Annotated in this window: 14 protein-coding genes; 7 read left to right on the forward strand and 7 right to left on the reverse strand. The window is 63.7% G+C overall.

Annotated elements, in window-relative coordinates:
- The first annotated feature begins 140 nt into the window (after positions 1-140).
- The 5 genes from LWF01_RS14215 (at position 141) to LWF01_RS14235 (ending at position 8137) form a co-directional block, all read left to right on the forward strand.
- A complete protein-coding gene (locus LWF01_RS14215) occupies positions 141-1832 on the forward strand; it encodes an ABC transporter substrate-binding protein (RefSeq protein ID WP_349638017.1) in 1692 nt (563 codons plus the stop codon).
- 60 nt (positions 1833-1892) lie between these two features.
- A complete protein-coding gene (locus LWF01_RS14220; protein ID WP_349638018.1) occupies positions 1893-3719 on the forward strand; it encodes an ABC transporter permease subunit in 1827 nt (608 codons plus the stop codon).
- Positions 3716-5575, forward strand: coding sequence for an ABC transporter ATP-binding protein (locus tag LWF01_RS14225; RefSeq protein ID WP_349638019.1), 1860 nt, complete (start codon positions 3716-3718; stop codon positions 5573-5575). The genes LWF01_RS14220 and LWF01_RS14225 overlap by 4 nt, the downstream gene beginning before the upstream one ends.
- A 50-nt stretch (positions 5576-5625) precedes the next feature.
- Positions 5626-6834: an MFS transporter gene (locus tag LWF01_RS14230; protein WP_349638020.1), complete on the forward strand. Its 1209-nt coding sequence runs from the start codon at positions 5626-5628 to the stop codon at positions 6832-6834.
- Between the two features lie 160 nt (positions 6835-6994).
- Positions 6995-8137 (forward strand): glycerate kinase, encoded by a 1143-nt coding sequence (locus tag LWF01_RS14235; RefSeq protein WP_349638021.1) that lies wholly within the window; start codon positions 6995-6997, stop codon positions 8135-8137.
- Between the two features lie 123 nt (positions 8138-8260).
- Here the strand turns inward: LWF01_RS14235 and LWF01_RS14240 are convergent, their stop codons facing one another.
- From LWF01_RS14240 to LWF01_RS14265, 6 genes are all read right to left on the reverse strand, one after another.
- Positions 8261-8641 (reverse strand): VOC family protein, encoded by a 381-nt coding sequence (locus tag LWF01_RS14240; RefSeq protein ID WP_349638022.1) that lies wholly within the window; start codon positions 8639-8641, stop codon positions 8261-8263.
- A gap of 147 nt (positions 8642-8788) precedes the next feature.
- Complete coding sequence (locus LWF01_RS14245) at positions 8789-10639, reverse strand: DUF222 domain-containing protein (protein WP_349638023.1); 1851 nt, start codon at positions 10637-10639, stop codon at positions 8789-8791.
- A gap of 724 nt (positions 10640-11363) precedes the next feature.
- Positions 11364-11948: a copper resistance CopC family protein gene (locus LWF01_RS14250; RefSeq protein WP_349638024.1), complete on the reverse strand. Its 585-nt coding sequence runs from the start codon at positions 11946-11948 to the stop codon at positions 11364-11366.
- A 205-nt stretch (positions 11949-12153) separates the two neighbouring features.
- Positions 12154-12933, reverse strand: a complete 780-nt coding sequence (locus LWF01_RS14255; RefSeq protein WP_349638025.1) for an amino acid ABC transporter ATP-binding protein — start codon at positions 12931-12933, stop codon at positions 12154-12156.
- Between the two features lie 2 nt (positions 12934-12935).
- The gene (locus LWF01_RS14260) at positions 12936-13745 is read right to left on the reverse strand and encodes an amino acid ABC transporter permease (protein ID WP_349640937.1); all 810 of its coding nucleotides are present in this window, start codon (positions 13743-13745) and stop codon (positions 12936-12938) included.
- A 205-nt stretch (positions 13746-13950) separates the two neighbouring features.
- On the reverse strand, positions 13951-14748 hold the full coding sequence (locus LWF01_RS14265) for a basic amino acid ABC transporter substrate-binding protein (RefSeq protein ID WP_349638026.1): 798 nt from the start codon (positions 14746-14748) through the stop codon (positions 13951-13953).
- Between the two features lie 178 nt (positions 14749-14926).
- Between LWF01_RS14265 and LWF01_RS14270 the strand changes: the two genes are divergently transcribed.
- Positions 14927-16081, forward strand: a complete 1155-nt coding sequence (locus LWF01_RS14270) for a YeiH family protein (protein ID WP_349638027.1) — start codon at positions 14927-14929, stop codon at positions 16079-16081.
- Between the two features lie 43 nt (positions 16082-16124).
- Complete coding sequence (locus LWF01_RS14275) at positions 16125-17018, forward strand: GNAT family N-acetyltransferase (protein ID WP_349638028.1); 894 nt, start codon at positions 16125-16127, stop codon at positions 17016-17018.
- 89 nt (positions 17019-17107) lie between these two features.
- Here LWF01_RS14275 and LWF01_RS14280 read toward each other — a convergent pair whose 3' ends face one another.
- The gene (locus tag LWF01_RS14280) at positions 17108-17623 is read right to left on the reverse strand and encodes a low molecular weight protein-tyrosine-phosphatase (protein ID WP_349638029.1); all 516 of its coding nucleotides are present in this window, start codon (positions 17621-17623) and stop codon (positions 17108-17110) included.
- Positions 17624-17759 lie beyond the last annotated feature (136 nt).

The raw sequence follows: 17759 nt of genomic DNA on the forward strand, positions 1-17759 counted from the left end.
GAAAACCTCCCGGGCTGTGACAGGATAAAGGCGCCAGAACGTGGAGGACCGCGTTCGCATCTTCGCCGGCAACCACCCGATGTGCGGTGGACGACGGTGTCCCGCGCGTCGTCATCCGGCGCAGATGAACAGGTTTCACCGTGAGTTTTTTCGCCTCTCGCTCTGCCGCGCAGTCGTCCTCCAGGCCTAACCCGGTTCCGTCCAGCCCGCCGACTCAAGTCTCACGACGCACCGCACTCACCGCCTGCGTGTCCGCAATCGGGATAACCGCGCTGCTGTCGTCGTGTGGCACGGGTCAGGGCGGGTCGGGCTCGGCATCTACCCCAAGCGCACCGCAACTGTCCGACTGGTCTGCCAAGCCAAGCGGTCCGATCGACTCGTTCAGCTGGGTAGTTTCCGGCGAGCCAACCAGCTTCGACTCGACCCGGGACAACAGCACCCACCTCGCCCGGGTGCTGCCCAATGTCGTCGAACGACTGCTGTGGCGCCAACCCGATGGAAAACTCGTTCCCGGGCTCGCCGAGTCCTGGCAACAGCTCACCCCCACTCGTTATTCGTTCGCCCTGCGCTCGGGAGTCACCTTCCACAACGGGGACCATCTCGGACCGCAAGACGTTATCGACAGCCTGAATCGAAGCCGGGCGGACGACTCGGTCTGGGCACACGGCCTCGCCTCGATAGAGTCGATCGAGGCCGACGGCGACGCCGGCGTGGTGATAACGCTGGGCAGGCCGGATGCGCTGTTGCTCGCGTACCTGTCTACCGCTGCCGGAAGCATCGAGTCCAGGAAGACACTCCGTGATGCCGGCGATAAGTACGGCAGTTCGCCGGAATTCATCAATGGCACCGGGCCGTTCGCGCTTACCTCATGGCAACGCGGCAGCACCATCGAACTGGCCAAACATGACGATTACTGGGGGACGGCGGCGCTGGCCGGTGCCGTGACGGTCAAAATCCTTGAGGACTCGGTAAGTCGAAACCAGGCACTTTCGGCTGGCGAGATCGATGGCTCCTCAGCGATCAGCGCCGGGTCGGAGAGCTCCATCACCACCGTCGGAGCCGGCAAAAAGGGCAGCATGTACTTCGGCGCCGGGAGCTCGACCTGGGCGGTCGCGTTCTTCAACTCCGATGGCATTCTCGCCGATCCGAAGGTGCGCCGCGCGCTATCGATGGCCATCGACCGCGAAGGCCTGGTGATCGCGGCCTCGGGTGGAAACGCTGAGCCGGCAGGCGACTTCGCCGCCCCGGCGCTGTGGGCCGGCGACAAGCAGCGCGCACAACCGTTAGGCCAGGACATCGATAGCGCGAAAAAACTGATCGCGTCCGCCAGAGTCTCAGGCAGCGAACTCGTGCTGTCCTACTCGGCGCAATCCTCAACTGTCACCCCGATGGCAACCGCGGTGCAGGCCGCAGGCGAGGCGATCGGCCTGAAAATAAAGCTGCGGGAGGTCAGCGTCGAGGTCACGAATGCTTTCCAGGCCGACCCGGAATCCCGCAAGGGAACCGATATGTCTCTTGCCCAGATCAGCACCCAGGCCTACGACCCGTTGGACGTGTACGAACGTTTCACCAGCGGCAGCCCGCGCAGCTACAGCGGCTACGGCAATCCGAAGGTCGATTCGTTGCTGGCCAGGGCACGAAATGAATCCGATCAGGCGAGCCGGGAGACGATTCTGGCCCAGACGCGCTCACTGCTGCTCGGGGACATGCCCTGGATTCCGCTGATCTCGGCCCCGGTCGCCGTGTTCTTCGGCGAGACGATTACCGGCGGGCCCACCTCGGCGGCGGGAACCCAGAACTTCCCCTGGGCAGCGTACGTGGGGTCGCGATAACTCATCGCTGTCACCGGCCTGAAACCACCCTCGAATAGCGAGCCTCTCGCCAAGAGCGGCGTGCGGCAGGCTTTGCTGTCGCTGCTGATCTTCCGCCGGGTCCTGACGGCGCTGACCACGGCACTCCTGGCGTCCTTGCTGGTGTTTCTCGCGCTCGAGGGCACACCGGGAAATGCCGCAGCGCTTGGCAGCGGCGGCGAGGGCAATGACTTCGACCCGGACATGATCAGGCGACGCGAGGCTCAATTTGGCCTCGACCTGCCCGCGCCGATCCGATACCTATCGTGGATTGCCAGCGTCTTCCGCGGCGATCTCGGGCAATCAATCCAGTTCCGGATGCCGGTGGCCGACCTTCTGGTCGAACGCGCCCCGGTGACGCTCGGGCTTGCGGCCATGGCGGTGGTGCTATCGGTTTCCGGTGGTCTGCTTCTCGGCTGGTTGGCCGCGAGGTTCCGGAGGGCAGACGGCACAGTGGTCGGCGTGACGGCGCTGTTCTCGGCCTTGCCGGGTTATGCCCTGGGAACCCTGGCCATCGCCATTTTCGCTGTGCGGCTGGGCTGGTTCCCGAGCTTCGGGGCGGGCGTCGGCCAGGTCGAGAGACTGCACCATCTGCTGCTGCCCGCCATCGTGCTGGGCCTCGGCGGTCTGCCGCTGATTGCCCGGATTACCCGCAGCTCCCTCAAAGAGGAGCTCGCCAAGCCGCATTCGCTGATGGCGCAGGCTCGTGGCGCAGCCAGCGGGAGCCTGCTCCGACGACACGCGTCTCCCGGAGCCTGGCCGACGATTGCCGCCATCAGCGGACTCGAGATCGCGGGCCTGCTCGGCGGCGCCGCCGTCACCGAGACGGTCTTCGGCCTACCCGGCTGGGGCGAGTTGATGGTCAGCAGCGTCGGCACGAAAGACTTCGCGGTGGTTCAGGCGCTACTGCTGGTCAGCCTCGCGGCCTACGTCGTGGTCAACCTGCTGCTCGACCTGCATCGGATCGTCCGGCAACGCCGTTACGGAGCCGATGCCAGCTCGGTTGGTATTGCCGGCGGCGTGACACGCGCCGGCGGGTACCTCGGTGCGGGTCAACCGGGCAGCAGCCCGCTCCGCCGCGACTGGGTCACCGTGGCAGCAATCGCCATCCTGATCGGTTTCTGCCTGCTCGCAATCACCGGACCGCTTCTCGCGCCCTACGATCCGCTGCTTCCCGAGCTGCGGTTGCCGTACGCGCCTCCCGGAGCCGAGCACCTGCTCGGCACCGATGCCGTCGGTCGCGACGTGCTTTCCCGGACGATAGCGGCAACTCGGCTCAGCCTGTTGTTGCCGATCGCCGTGGTGTTGCTGTCATCCCTCGTCGGTACCGTCGTCGGAGTGGTCGCGGCCTGGCGCGGCGGATGGCTAGACACGGTGCTCGCCCGCGGTATCGACGTTTTGCTGGCCTTTCCCGGTCTGCTGATCGCAATCCTGGTCGTCGCCCGGCTGGGACCGGGAACTGTCGCGCCGGTACTCGCGGTCGCCGTCGGAGCGGTTGGGCATATCGCGGTTTTGATCCGGGCAGCTACCCACCAGGTGCTTGGGCAGCAGTCGATGACCGCCTACCGACTGCAGGGGTTCGGCGGCGGCTGGCTTGCCGCACGAAGGGCGAGCCGTCATTTGCTTCCGCTGATCAGCACGCAGGCAATCACGAATGTCGGGTCCTCGCTGCTTTGGCTTGCCGGGCTCTCGTTCCTGGGTCTCGGGCTGCAACCACCTGATGCCGACTGGGGGCTGTTGCTGCGTGACGGCCGGGAAGCCGCGATGCAGGGAATCTGGTGGCCCGCCGTGGCGCCAACGCTGTCGCTGGTGCTATTCGTGCTGGCAATCCATCGGGTCGGCGAGAAGCTGCGGGAACGACTGTTATGAACCAGCCCGCTGCACTGGTCCAGGTCGACGGCCTGAATCTGACTATCGGTGAACGTCAGCTGCTGCACGGGGTGGACTTTTCGGTGCAGCCTGCCGAAATCGTCGCGATCGCCGGGCCGTCCGGATCCGGTAAAAGCCTGTCGCTGCGCGCGGTGCTTGGGCTATTGCCGCCACATGCCAGCGCCTCCGGCCGGATCTGGGTCAGCCAGGACCACACACCCGGAGCGTCGAGTGTGCCTTGGAGCCGGGCGGACCAACCCGCGTCACCGGTCGATGTGCTCAACGCGACACCGGCCCAGCTGCTTGAGCTGCGCCGGCATCAGATCGGAGCCGTTTTCCAGGAGAGCCGGGCGAGTCTCAATCCGGCTCGCACGGTCGGGCAGCATCTGACCGAAATCACCCGGGAATCCGGAATGAGCCGAAACGACGCCGAGGTGAAGGCTCTCGGGCTGCTCGAAGAGGTGGGGCTGGATGGCGCCATAATGGGCCGCTATCCCGGGACTCTCTCCGGCGGAATGGCGCAGCGGGTCGCCATCGCTGGTGCCCTGATGGGCGACCCGCGGCTGTTGATCGCCGACGAACCGATGTCCGCCCTCGATGTGGTGACCGCCCGGGTGATCTCCGATCTACTGGTCCGGTTGTGCCGCACGCACGGTATGGCGATGTTGCTGGTCACCCATGACGCCCGGCTGGCGCGTGCGATCAGCGACCGGATCTATTCCATCGATGTCGGGCGGATGCACGAAGCTCAGTTCGACGAAAGCATGGTTCCGCGCGAGTACCTCGGCCGACGCCAATCCAGCAGGAGCGGGATGCCCGTGGGTTCGGCGTCCACCTTGGATGCGGGTCGATCGTCAGCAGGTAGCTGGCCGGCAGATAGGGCGTCAGGTGGAGCGGCAGGTGAGTCGTCAGGCGAGTCGATAAGTGAGTCGTCGATCCCTGGAACGCTGACACATGAGTCGTCATCCGTTGGCGGGACGAGCGACACGGTGCTTGAGGTTCGCGGACTCAGCCACCGGTTCGGCGACCGGCAGGTGCTTCGCAACGTGTCGTTCGACATCCCACGCGGCGCGGCCCTCGGGTTGATCGGAGTTTCCGGCAGTGGCAAGACCACGCTGGCCGGGTTGCTGCTTGGGTTGGAACGTGCCGATTCCGGCCGGATCGATTTCCACCTGCCGCTAGATCTGGAGCGAGAACGCGCCGCCGGCCCCGGTGCGCGCCCCCGCCGAGCCATGCGTCTCGCGCATCCGGGCCGCGGGCAGCGTCTCGCGCATCCGGGCCGCGGGCAGCGTCTTGCGGATGCAAGGCGCGCGCAGCTGGTGTGGCAGGACCCCGATCTGGCACTGGACAGCAGAACGAGGATTGGCGCAGATCTCGTGGCACTGCTCAATCTGCACGACGTCGCGGATCGAGCAGCCGGTCGTCCGCTCGACCGCGCGGCCGAACTCCTGGCCACAGTTGGCCTCTCGAGCAGTGTTCTCACCGCGGTACCTTCACAATTGTCCGGCGGGCAACGACAGCGCGTCGTGATCGCCAAGGCGCTAGCCATCGCTCCCGGGCTGCTGATACTCGACGAGCCGACCTCCCAGCTCGACGCCGAGGTGGCCGACGGGATAGTGGAGCTGCTGAACCGGCTACGCGTCCAGCGGAAGCTCAGCCTGTTGGTGATCAGCCACGATTTCCAAATCATCAGTGCCCTCTGTGGCAATGATGAGGATCAAGTCGGCGTGCTCGATCATGGTGAACTGGTGGAAACCGGCAGTACAAAATCACTGCTGAACTCGCCGCAGTCAGCAGCCGGGCAGGCACTGGTAGCTGCCGCGATCTGGCTCGCCGACACCCCGCCAATTCACTAACCGTCCGGGCGGTACACAAACGCCAAAACCGATGGGCCAGAATGGAAGCTGTGTTCCGCCCATTTCGTGATGTCCTCGCCCTGCCTGGTGCCCTGGCGTTCTCACTCGCCGGCCTGCTGGCGCGGATGCCAATCTCAATGCTCGGCCTCGGCATCGTCTTACTCGTCGCCGACGCTACCGGATCCTACGGGATCGCCGGAGCCGTCACGGCCGTTTTTACAGTGACCCAGGCCGTGCTCTCCCCCACCCTGGCGCGACTCGTGGACAGCCGCGGTCAGTCCCGAATCATGGTTCCCGCGGTGGGCGTGCATATTCTGGCCTTGCTCGGCTTGCTGCTCTCGACCATGTACGACTGGGGTCTGCCGTCGATCTTCATTTCGGCCATCCTTGCCGGCGCGACGGTAGGATCGGTCGGCTCCATGGTCCGCGCCCGCTGGGCCAACGTGGTCAGTTCCCCCGCTCAGCTGCACGCCGCGTTCTCCTGGGAATCGGTGATGGACGAGGTGGTGTTCATAATAGGGCCGGTACTTGTCACGGTGCTTGCGACGACCGTGTACCCCGGAGCGGGAATCGTCACCTCGCTGATCGCAGTCGTCGTCGGTTCGGTGTTCCTGTACAGTCAGCGAGCGTCCGAGCCGGCTCCTACCCGGAACAGCTCACGCGGCGGAGAATCCGTCATCCGCTCGGCCAGCATCCTGATCGTGATCGTCTGTTTCGTGTTCCTCGGTGCCTCGCTGGGCTCTGTCGACGTCATCATCGTGGCCTTTACCGCCGAGAAGGGCGTGCCCGCGCTGGCAGGTTTCGTGTTGGCGCTATTCGCGCTCGGCTCGCTGCTCTCGGGCGTCATCTACGGCGCGATCCAATGGAAGATCCCGGTCGGACGACGATTCGTCGGGACCGTCATCCTGATGACGCTCGGCACCGCGGCGATCCTGCTGGTGAATGAGATCTGGAGCGTGACGCTCGTCTTGTTCATCGTCGGCTTCACCATCGCGCCGACCCTGGTGGGCGGCAATACAGTTGTGCAGAGCCTAGCCCCCAAGGGACGACTGACCGAGGCCCTGGCCTGGATCGGCACCTCGCTCGGACTGGGCGTTTCGGTTGGCTCGGCTGGGGTCGGTCAGGTGATCGACAAGTTTGGTGCGCAGGCTGGTTTTATCGTGCCGGTGGCGGCCGGAGGGGTGGCAGCACTCGTGGTACTGCTTGGCGCGCGGAAGCTCACAGCGGGAGACGCGTCGTCGATTAACACCGACGAGTAATTTTGGTTTAAAGTACCTTTACCGTTCCGGTCGGGCTGCAATAGCGCGGCCGGCGCGGCCTTAAATCTCTCGCCGGGCGGCTGCGATCAGTTCAGGGTGCGGCTGCGATTGGCCAGCCCTGCATCTACCGCGATTCACGGCTTCTCCTAAGCTCTAAGTCATGACTGCGCCCGCAACAATTCTGATTGCACCGGACAAGTTCAAGGGCTCGCTTGACGCCGCCGAAGTCGCCGCCGCTATCGCGGCCGGCATTCACGCCGTTGCACCGGAAGCCAGGACGGTCGAAATCCCGATTGCGGACGGCGGTGACGGCACCGTGGCCGCGGCACTCTCGGCTGGCTTCAGCCCTGTCGATGTCGAGGTTCGTGGGCCAGTGGGCGATCCGCACAACACCCGGATCGCCATCCGGGACGAGATTGCCGTCGTCGAGCTTGCCTTGGCCAGCGGACTGGCTCTGCTTCCCACCAACCGGCTGAGTCCGATGACGGCAAGTAGCTATGGCACCGGCGAGGCGATCCGACATGCTCTCGACGCCGGCGCCCGAACGATCATTCTCGGGATAGGCGGGAGCGCCAGCACCGACGGTGGCGCCGGGATGCTCCAGGCGCTCGGAGTCAGGATCAGCAACAGAATCGGCGAGGAACTGGAACCTGGAGGAGCAGCGCTTGCCTCGACGCACGCCGTCGATACTTCCGGCCTGGACCCTCGGATCGGCGATGCGACGTTCATCCTGGCCAGCGATGTCGACAATCCGCTGCTCGGCCCGGCAGGTGCCGCCGCGGTATACGGCCCGCAGAAGGGTGCAAATCCCAAGCAGGTTGAGAAGCTGGATGCGGCCCTCGCCCGCTTCGCGGAAAGGACCGCGGAATCGATTGGCGGCGATCTGGATTTCGTTACTCTTCCCGGCGCCGGCGCCGCCGGCGGGGTTGGCTACGCCGCGATGGCAGTCCTCGGCGCGACGATGCGCCCAGGCGTCGATGTGATCCTCGAGCTAACCGACTTCGAGACGACGTTGCCGCAGGCAGGACTGGTCATCACCGGCGAGGGCCGGTTGGACGCCCAAACACTGCACGGGAAAGGCCCCGCCGGCGTTGCTCAGCGCGCACTGCGGCAGGGAATTCCGGTTGCAGCCGTCTGCGGCAGCCTTGACCTCAAGCAGGACGCGCTGCGAGACGCCGGGTTCATCGCGGCCTATCCACTCACCGCGGTCGAACCGGATATCGCCATCTGCATTGCCGAACCTGCCCGGCTGCTGAAAATCTGCGGCGAACTACTTGCCCGCGAGCTTTTGCTCGGCGACTAGTACGAGGTCGCTCGTGACGGCGGGCAAAGCTGCATGCGAGGCGACCGGCCGAGCTGCGGGCACCAGACAGCTGGCCAAACTGCGGCTACCGGCCGAGCTGTGTGGTCCGCAATAGTCGTAAACTTAATCGGCTGCGACCACCGAGAGGACATTGCCTGCCGGATCTTTGAACCAGGCAATTTCGGGGCCGTATCCCCGCATGATTCCCTTCTCATCGGTGGGCAGGTTGGGATCGTCATAGATATTGGTGTTGACGCCCAGCTCATTCAGCTCGTCGACGGCCTGCTCTACATCAGCTACGGCAAAATTCAGGATCGTGAAAGTCGCTGGCTCATGGTTGTCTTTTGGGTAAATCAGCACATTCCCGCCTGATGGCAAGGTGAGCTGCAGCAGCCCCATCTCGGCATCGCCGACAGGTAGCCCCAGCTTGTCACCGTAAAACTCCCGGGCAGCCTCAATGCTGTCGACGCTGAATCCGCTGAACACATTCTTTGGCTTGAACATGACACTCCCTTGTGTCAGACACTCCTGATTCGACCACTGATGTGATCACCGTTCACAATGGCATAGTCGGACCGACGGGGCAAGAAGGAAACGGATCTTGCGCTTTGCTGTCTTTTACGTTCCTGCCTGTGCAAAGTTTCAGCTGCCTCATTCCAGCGGCAGTTCGGCTGGTGGGGCTGGGCCCTCGCTCCGGCGATGGGTACGTCCGGTACGTTTACCGCTCTGGCGTGCCTGCCGGTCACCTGCTCGTGAATCTCTCGTAGCGGTGCTCCCGGCTCGCCCGTCACCGGTAATCCTGTCGCCTGCCCGCCCGTCGCCGGTATCGCTGCTACCCGCGTAAGGGTCGCCGGTAATCCTGTCGCCCGCATACCCGTCACCCATATTGCTGCTGCCCGCATACCCGTCACCCATATTGCTGCTGCCCGCATACCCGTCACCCATATTGCTGCTGCCCGCATGCCCTTCCCCGGTATCACTACTGCCGACGCCTGCGTCAACTTCCCCGCCATCACTACCATCGGGTCCGGGTCCGGCTTTGGGTCTTGGTTTTCGGGGCTGTTGCCGGCTGGCATGGTGTCGAAACTGGTGTTCGCCGATCAACACACCATCGGCGCTAGTGAAACGGAAGCCACCCGGGATCGGGGTGATCACCGTCCTGGTCGCGTGGAGCAGGTGATGGTGAAAGGAACACAGCAGCAGCCCGTTATCCACACTCGTCGAACCCTGACCGGCCGCCCACTCGTTGATGTGGTGCCCGTCGGTGAACTGGGCCGGCATCCCACACGCCGGCCAGGCACACCCACCATCCCTCAAATGCAGGGCCTTACGCAGCGAACCGGTAAACGTCCGGGAATCCCGGCCAAGATTCACCGGCTGATTCTCCGCATCCAGCACAGCACGCATCACCACCGAATCACACAGTAGAACATCCAACTCCACCGGCGGCACCGGAACCCCATCCCCCAGCACCGGAACCCCACCAGCCCCGGCAGTAGCGGCGGTGGCTGCGTTATCGGCGTCAGTAGCCGGGCGCATGAACGCGCTGCCAGCCGCTGCAGCAGCGGCGTTACCGGTAGCGACATCGCTCCCGCCGGTCGGCACTCCTGCCGCCCCGCTACCGGCGGTCGCGCGTTGCGCCTGCTGGTGTTTCTGCTGGTGTTTCCAGTGCTGCCACGCGGCCCACTGGCCCTGGGTCAGGGTGACCATCACATGCGGGCGGACCTGCCCGCCCGGCTTGAACTCCCCAAGATTCAACAACGCCGACGCCAGAGTCTCCAAGGCATCCGCCCGTAACTGATCCGGCGACCGCCCATCGCCGGCCCCCGGCCGCGGCGACGCCGCATTCAACGCGACCGCGAGTTTCTCCCCCGCGACCGGATCCAGCAACGCCTCCAACACCACCCCGCCACACCGCTTGAACACCCGCGCATACCGACGCTCACGCACCGCATCCTGACCCCGCTGCAGCTTCGCCGCGTCCACCGCAGCCATCCGGTGTTTCAACGCTTTACCAAACACCCCGGCATCCGCACCCTTCGCGCCTCGCAGCAGTTCTGCTTGGCCCTGCGGGCTAGTCAGTGCGGCGCGTTGCGGGGCAGAGGCGTGCTCGAACTGCCGGGACACCACCCGGACATGCTCCCCACACACTTCACCGGACTCCAACGCCTCCCCCAACGCCGGAAGCTCCGCCAAAGCACGAGACACCGCCAGATCTGCCTTCGCTTTTCCGTACCCGGACTTCGTCTGTTTCCCCAGCCACGACTCGATAGACCGCTCCCCGTCGCCCTGCCAGTCACCGGAGCGCTCCTCGGCCGCGATCAACCGCGCCTGCACCGACTCCAACAACCCAGCCATCTCCCCAACCACCCACAGCGCCTCCCGCCGCGTACCCCGATCCCAAGACCCAATCACCACAGCAGACGACAGCGACACCTCATCAGCTAACGCCCGAGCAAGGACAGCAAACGGCGACCCGCCCGCCACCTGTACATCCGCCACCGCCATCACCTCCTCAGCATTCAAAGCAGCCCGTAGGAACACGATCTTCGTTCTACACCAAACGTATACTTGAGCACCGACAGTGCCCCAAAACTCAGTTAGTAGTTGCACTAAATCACTAACAGATCGGAAGTATAGTTCGTTCTATTCATAACCGTACAAGACGGCACTGACAGTGGGACCAATGCGGAAACTCGGACCCTGAGCGTCCACCCGGGCAGGTCCGCCCATGTCACAACACCGCGATACGAGGCCCTCAGTTGAAGACTGCTCCTATGACTGCCTCGACCCCGTGGAGACGCAGACGAACGCTTGACGTGCGGCACCTCAGGGACGAAGAAGAACCCACGGAGTCGCACTTAAGAGCCCGACGCCGATTGGTCGAATGTCATGTCGGTGGCGCATCGCAACCTTGTTCAGAAGGCCAGCGCAGCACCTGGACCTTCTGGCGGCTCGTGGTGTGTCCGTGGCAGGTTCGTTTTGAACGTGATGACCGGATGGTCGGGGATGACTATCGACGAGTCGTCGAGTGTTGCGCACTCCATCGGTGGATCGACGGGCAATGCTGCAGACATGACAGTTTGCAACGCCCGGCGGGTGGGCTTGCTGGCAGAGCGGTATTGGCGCAGTCGTCGCCTCGCTGGGCTGACTTACCCGCGGCAAGCCTTGGCAGGCCAGTCGTTCAACAGACCTCGAGAGCGCCAGCGGAGCAACTACCGACTCCCTAGTGCTTCGCCTGCCGACGACGCACAATCAACAGGATGATCAACACGACTAGAATTACCCCGACCGCAACTGCCGCAACGATAATGCCGGTCGCCATTGGGGAGCTGGTCGGCTCGGAATCATCGACGTTTTGACTCTGGGTTTGCATCGATTCAGGCGGAGTACCGATCGGCGGCGCGCCGGTGGGATTTGAGCTCTGAGGGGCCGACTCCGATGCCGACGAACCCCCGCCGGTCGCGATCTCGAAGCTGTATTCGCCGCTAATCGGGTGCCCGTCAGACGACACGGTCCGCCACACGACCGTGTAGTCACCGTCTTTCAGGTCTGTTGGCAACGCGACGGTCAACTTCGTGTCCTCCACGGCAAGTTCTCCCGCAGAAACGTCCGTCCCTTCGTGGTTGACCTGCACCTCGGAACCGATTTCCTTGACAGTGCTGCTGAAGTTCAGCTCGATCCAGCCCGGGGCTTCTTTCACAGTTTCGCCATCCGCAGGACTGCTGGAGACCAGCCGGTCGTGCGCCGAAGCCGGAACGGCGAACAGCCCAACGGTAAGCAGCGCAACCGCGGATACCGCGGCCAACATCAACGCGAGCAGCGCCCCCCGCGACAGCGGTCGCGACGCAGACTGCAAAGACGCAAACCGTAAAGACACAGCCGCCCCCGACGCAGGCTGCAAAGATCCAGACCGCAAAGACACGGACCGAGAAAACACAGCCCGAACTGACGCACGGAACAGGGACAACGGACGCACGACTGCTCCCCTCGACATATGAGTTCGCATCTGAGATTTACGCACTTTCCGCCACATCTACATGCGTCGGATCGAGTACGCGCCGCAGGAACTGCTTTGTGCGCTCCTCGGTTGGCGCAACAACGACCTGCGAAGGCGGCCCGGACTCGACCACATAGCCCTCGGCCATAAAGACAACCTGATCGGCCACATCACGGGCAAATGCCATCTCATGCGTCACAACGAGCATCGTCATACCCTCGTCGGCGAGCTGCCGCATGACCGATAGCACCTCTCCGACGAGTTCGGGATCCAGCGCGGAGGTCGGTTCGTCGAAGAGCATGACCTCCGGATTCATCGCGAGCGCGCGGGCAATCGCCACCCGCTGCTGCTGACCGCCGGAAAGCTGGCTTGGCATCGCCTCAATCTTCTCGCCAAGTCCCACCTTCTCCAGCGTCTGCTCGGCCACTTTGTTTGCCTCTGCCTTGGAGCGTTTGAGCACCCGGCGCTGCGCGATGGTCAGGTTGTCCCGCACGCTCAGGTGGGCAAACAGGTTGAACGACTGAAAGACCATGCCGATTCGGGTCCGTGCGGCATCGATATCGATGTCGGGGTCGGTGAGATCGGTGCCGCCGACCGTCACCGAGCCACCGCTGGGCGACTCCAGCAGGTTCACGCAACGCAGCAGGGTCGACTTTCCGGACCCCGAGGGCCCGATAACGCAAACCACCTCACCCTTGCGAACCGTGAGATCGACAGATTTCAGCACCTCGAGATCGCCGAAGGACTTCTGCAGCTGCGAGATCTCAATGACTTTTTCAGCTGTTGCGTCCATCATGATTACGCACCTCCTGACGTAGTAGAGCTGACGGCGTCCGATCCGTAACGCTTTTCCAGGCGACGCGACAGGTACGACAGCGGAATGGTGATGATCAGATAGGCCAGCGCAATAACCATGAACGGCGTCAGACTTGCGGTGCTGACAATTTCGGATCGCGCGAGTTGGGCCAGCTCCAACTGCTCAACGCTGGAACCGAGGATGTACGCCAGTGACGAGTCCTTGGTGAGCAGGATCAGCTCATTGGTCAACGGCGGCAGGATGATCCGGAAGGCCTGCGGGATGACGATTGTCGCCATCGCGCGTGCGGGCGACATCCCGAGCGATCTGGCCGCCTCTACCTGTCCCTTCGGCACCGCCTGAATGCCGGCGCGAATCGTTTCAGCCATGTAGGCACTCGAAACGAAACCGAGCGCGAGCATGATCGTTGTCAGCTTGGTCAGGCCAAGTCCGGGGAATGCCACCGGGATGCCGAACCCCATGCCGAGGAAGACCACCAGGGCTGGCAGTCCGCGGAAGAATTCGATATAGGCAAAGGACACCCAGCGGTATGGTCCGACCGTCGACAGCCGCATCAGCGCGAGCACAACGGCCAGCACAAGGCCAAGCGCAAACCCGAGCAGGGTGAAAATCAATGTGTTCTTCAGCGCCACCGTGATGACGCGCGGGAACATTCCCTTGACGACTTCTGGATTGAAGAAGGTCTGACCGAGCTTTTCCCAGTCGGCGACAATCACGATGACAACCAAAACGACGGCAATGACCGCGTACTGGATGCCGCGGGATATCTGCCCGCGCCGGCGTTTACTCATTTTGTTGGATCGCACCGGCGGGCGCGCGGGGGCGCTGCTACCGGTGCCTTCGGTATCTGTTGTCACAGAATTTCCTTGCCTGGAAGTCGATTTCCTTACACCGTGGAACAGCCACGTTGTGAGTTCGGCGCGTGCTCGAGTCTAGAGGAGCCGCGGAGCCTGCACCATTTGCTGGGCAACTCCGCGGCTCCTCTAGTGATTCGTTCTAGAAACCCTCAGGAGGTTCCGTGTTGAACCATTTCTTGTAGATCTCGGCGTAGCGACCGTCTTCCTTCGCGGTCTTCAACACCTCGTTGATCCGCTCCTTGAGCTCGGTATTGCCCTTCTTCACCGCGATGCCGTAGCTCTCGCCGGTTTCGATGTCGAAACCAACTGTGTAGTCAGTATTCTCCTTGGCGAAGTCGTACAGCACGCCGTTGTCATTGATCACGGCGTCGACGTCGCCATTCTGAATCGCCTGCAGTGACAGCGGCAGATCCTCGTAGGTGATAACCTCGGCGTCCTTGATCTTCTCTTCCGCATACTGCAGGCCTGTGGTTCCGGTTTGTGCCGCCAACTTCTTGCCAGCCAGGTCCGCCTCGGACTTGATGCCGGAATCTCCCTTGGCCAGGACCGACTGGTTTGCCTTGAAGTACGGATCGGCGAAATCGATAACCTTGGCGCGCTCGTCGGTGATAGTCATACCGGCCGCAGCTACATCGCACTGTTCGTTATTGAATGCAGCACCGGTCGTGATGGTCTCGAACGGAGTATTCTCGATCTCCTGCTCGACGCCCAGGTCCTTGGCGACCAGGTCAACGAGGTCAACGTCGAACCCGACGACTTCGCCGCCTTCTTCGTACTGGAACGGCTTGTACGACAAGTGGGTGCAGGTCGTCAGCTTGCCCTCGTTGACGACCTCGATCCCGTCGGCAGTACCACCGGAACCACCGGAACAGGCCGTGAGCATAAGCGCTCCGGCGAGTGCGGCGGCCGCTACGGCCGAGCGAGTCGCTCTTTTCACATTTCCTCCACAGATTGATACCTAAGTTCTGATGCGAGTATGCAAGACCGGCCGCGTATTTTTCTGCCGTATCGCTGTCATCGAGACGTAACCGCAACTTACCGACCCGGATTTCGTCCCGTTGTGCCAGCCGCCACCTGCCGGGCTCGCACTATCGCCGATACGTCATCCTTGATAGGTGAGTGTCAAGAAGGTTGGAACAACAGCTAGGCCATCGGTATCCCGGACTTTTCTGCGCCAGTCGCCGGGCCTGGCAGCAGCGCTGTTCGGTGTCGCCGCGGCCTGGGCTATCCACTCCGCGGTGCCCGACGTTCCACTCCTGACCGCCGCCGTCGTGCTCGGCATCATCGCAGGCAACGTCACCGGTATCCGGCAATTTAGCGACGGCGTGCTCAAGCCGGGCCTCAGCCTCGCGGGTAAGCGGCTGATGCGGATCGGCATCGTGCTGCTCGGGCTGAAACTCAGCCTATTCGACATCGCCGGGCTTGGATGGCGGGCGGTGCTGATTGTCGTCGGCATTGTCATCATCAGCTTTTTCGGCATCTGGTACCTCGCCAGGCTGCTGAAGCTTCCGGGCCATCAGCCTCTGCTCGTCGCCGCTGGCTTCTCCATCTGTGGTGCTTCGGCGATTGGCGCTATGGCCGGCGTCACAAAGAGTGACGACAAGGAGGCCGTCACACCGGTCGCCCTGGTCACGCTGTGCGGAACGCTGGCAATATTCGTACTGCCGCCGTTGATGGTGCCGCTGGGACTCAGCGACATCGACTTCGGGCGCTGGGTTGGCGCCGGCGTGCATGATGTCGGTCAGGTCGTCGCAACCGCGCAAACAGCTGGCACCACCGCCTTGGCCGCGGCGGTCATCGTGAAGCTGACCCGCGTGCTGATGCTTGCCCCGATGGTCGCCGGGACCGGTCTTGCGCTCCGCCGCACCGAACGGCGCGCAGCCAGCGCTGCCGCGATCGCCGAGAGTAGCGCAGCCGCCGCTGCCACGGGTACGGATGGCGCGATGGCCGAGCGTACGGATGGCGCCGCGACGACCGGGCGTCCGGCTCAGCGGGCGCCGAATAAGCCGGCCGCAACGCCCATCGTGCCCCTGTTTGTGCTTGGTTTTCTGGCTGCCGTCGTGGTTCGCACAACCGGCATCCTGCCCGACTCCGTGCTCGCCGTGGCCGACCTCGTGCAGACCATCCTGCTCGGCGCGGCGCTTTTCGGGCTGGGCTCCGCGGTCCGGATCGGAAAACTACTCACAACAGGCGGACGGTCGCTCGCCGTTGCAGGCCTTGCCTGGTTGGTGATTGCGATCCTCGCCTGGTGCGGCGTGCAGTTGATGTAACCGCTGTTGCAGCCCAACCAGCCACGCAAGCCACGGAGGATGAATGACCACCCGCACGACACCGACTGTTGCTCAACTTGCCGAGATCACCAGGACGCTGAGTGAGTGGCAGACCGCTGACTGGAAGGGATTCCTGCATCCCGGAGACCTCGGTTGGCACTCGATGGTCGGCGCCGAGAAGTTGGCCGCAGACCTGCGGTGCTGGACCGTCTCTGGATCGATCGTCGCGATCGGTATGTTCGATGGCGACGATCTCTTCCGCATGGCGATGGGCCCCTCAGCTCTCGACGATGACGAACTCGCCGGCCAGATCGAAGCTGATCTCACGAGTGCTCGCGTACTTCCCCCAGGAACGGTGACCGTCGAAGCCCGCGGCGCGCTTGCACTGCAGGCCCGCCTTCGCGCCCAGGGATGGGACACGGACGAACCCTGGACGCCGCTACAGCTCGACCTGCGCACCCCCGTCCCCGCGAATCCACGCAACGCGGCGCTGCGAGTCGAGGAGATCGGCCTCGACGAGGCACAAGAGTGGACGACGGTGCACTGGTCCGCGTTCAAGGGAACGTCGCCGAGCGCCGAGGAAAGGCAGAGGCTCATCCAGCGGTGGACAACGATGGCAACGGGCCCGTTCGCACACCTCGCCCACCACCTCATCGGCTACGACAACACCGATCAGCCCGTTGCCGTCACCACTGTCTGGATAGCCGGAAGTGGGCGCCCTGGCCTCATCGAACCGATGGGAGTGCACCGCGACCACCACGGCCACGGTTACGGTACGGCCATCACCCTCGCCGGTGCGCAAGCTCTGCAACAGCACGGCGCTTCTACCGCAGCCGTCGTCGCCGAGAACTCCAACGCCGGTGCACTCGCCACATATCTCGCAGCCGGATTCACGGCGAGCGAACCCGTTGCCGACCTCACTCGCACACAGGACTGAAGCGCACTGCAATAACAGTGTCGACAGTAAGGCCGTGGTCCCGATTTGGTCCCGGCTAGTCACAACCGGTGGCCTCTAGCAGCGCGCGTTTAACCCGCCTCGATCCTGGCCCTGACGAAGTCAACGATTGGATCGGCACCGGCCTCAATGTAGGAAATGGTCTGCTCGAAATCGGTCATATCGCCGTACCAGGGGTCATTGATGTCGAGCTCCTGCTCGGATACCCCCTGCGGCGATGCTGGGTCGAACTCCCGGTAGAGCCTGATCCTCAGCCGCTCCTCATCCGTGACCGCGAGTCGGCGGAGTGCTGCCGCGTGGCCCGACGTCATCGCAAGCACCAGGTCGCGCTCGCCGAGCCACGCCGGATCCACCTGCCGGGCGCTGTGCCGATGATCTGGATAGCCGTGTGCCAGCAGAACTTTCCTGGCCCGCGGGTCCATGGGGTTGCCGAGTTCTTCGCTACTGATCGCGCCGGAGTCGATGACGACCCGGTCCTGCAGCCCGTTCGCGGCAAACCGCTCAGCCAGCACTACCTCGGCAATTGGCGAACGGCAGATATTTCCGGTGCAGACAGTCAGGATCCGGTACGGATGGTTCGGGAGCATCCTCCCATCGTGACGCACCGCAGCTGGTTCGGGACATCCAGGGTGCACCGAGCGGGGGGTAAGCAGACGTGAAGGTTAGCGGGCGGCATCCACCTGATGGCGCATCCCGACGAGCTAAAGCTCGACAAGCTGAAGC

Origin of the sequence: Saxibacter everestensis, assembly GCF_025787225.1 — a bacterium.
In the GTDB taxonomy this organism is placed as follows: domain Bacteria; phylum Actinomycetota; class Actinomycetes; order Actinomycetales; family Brevibacteriaceae; genus Saxibacter; species Saxibacter everestensis.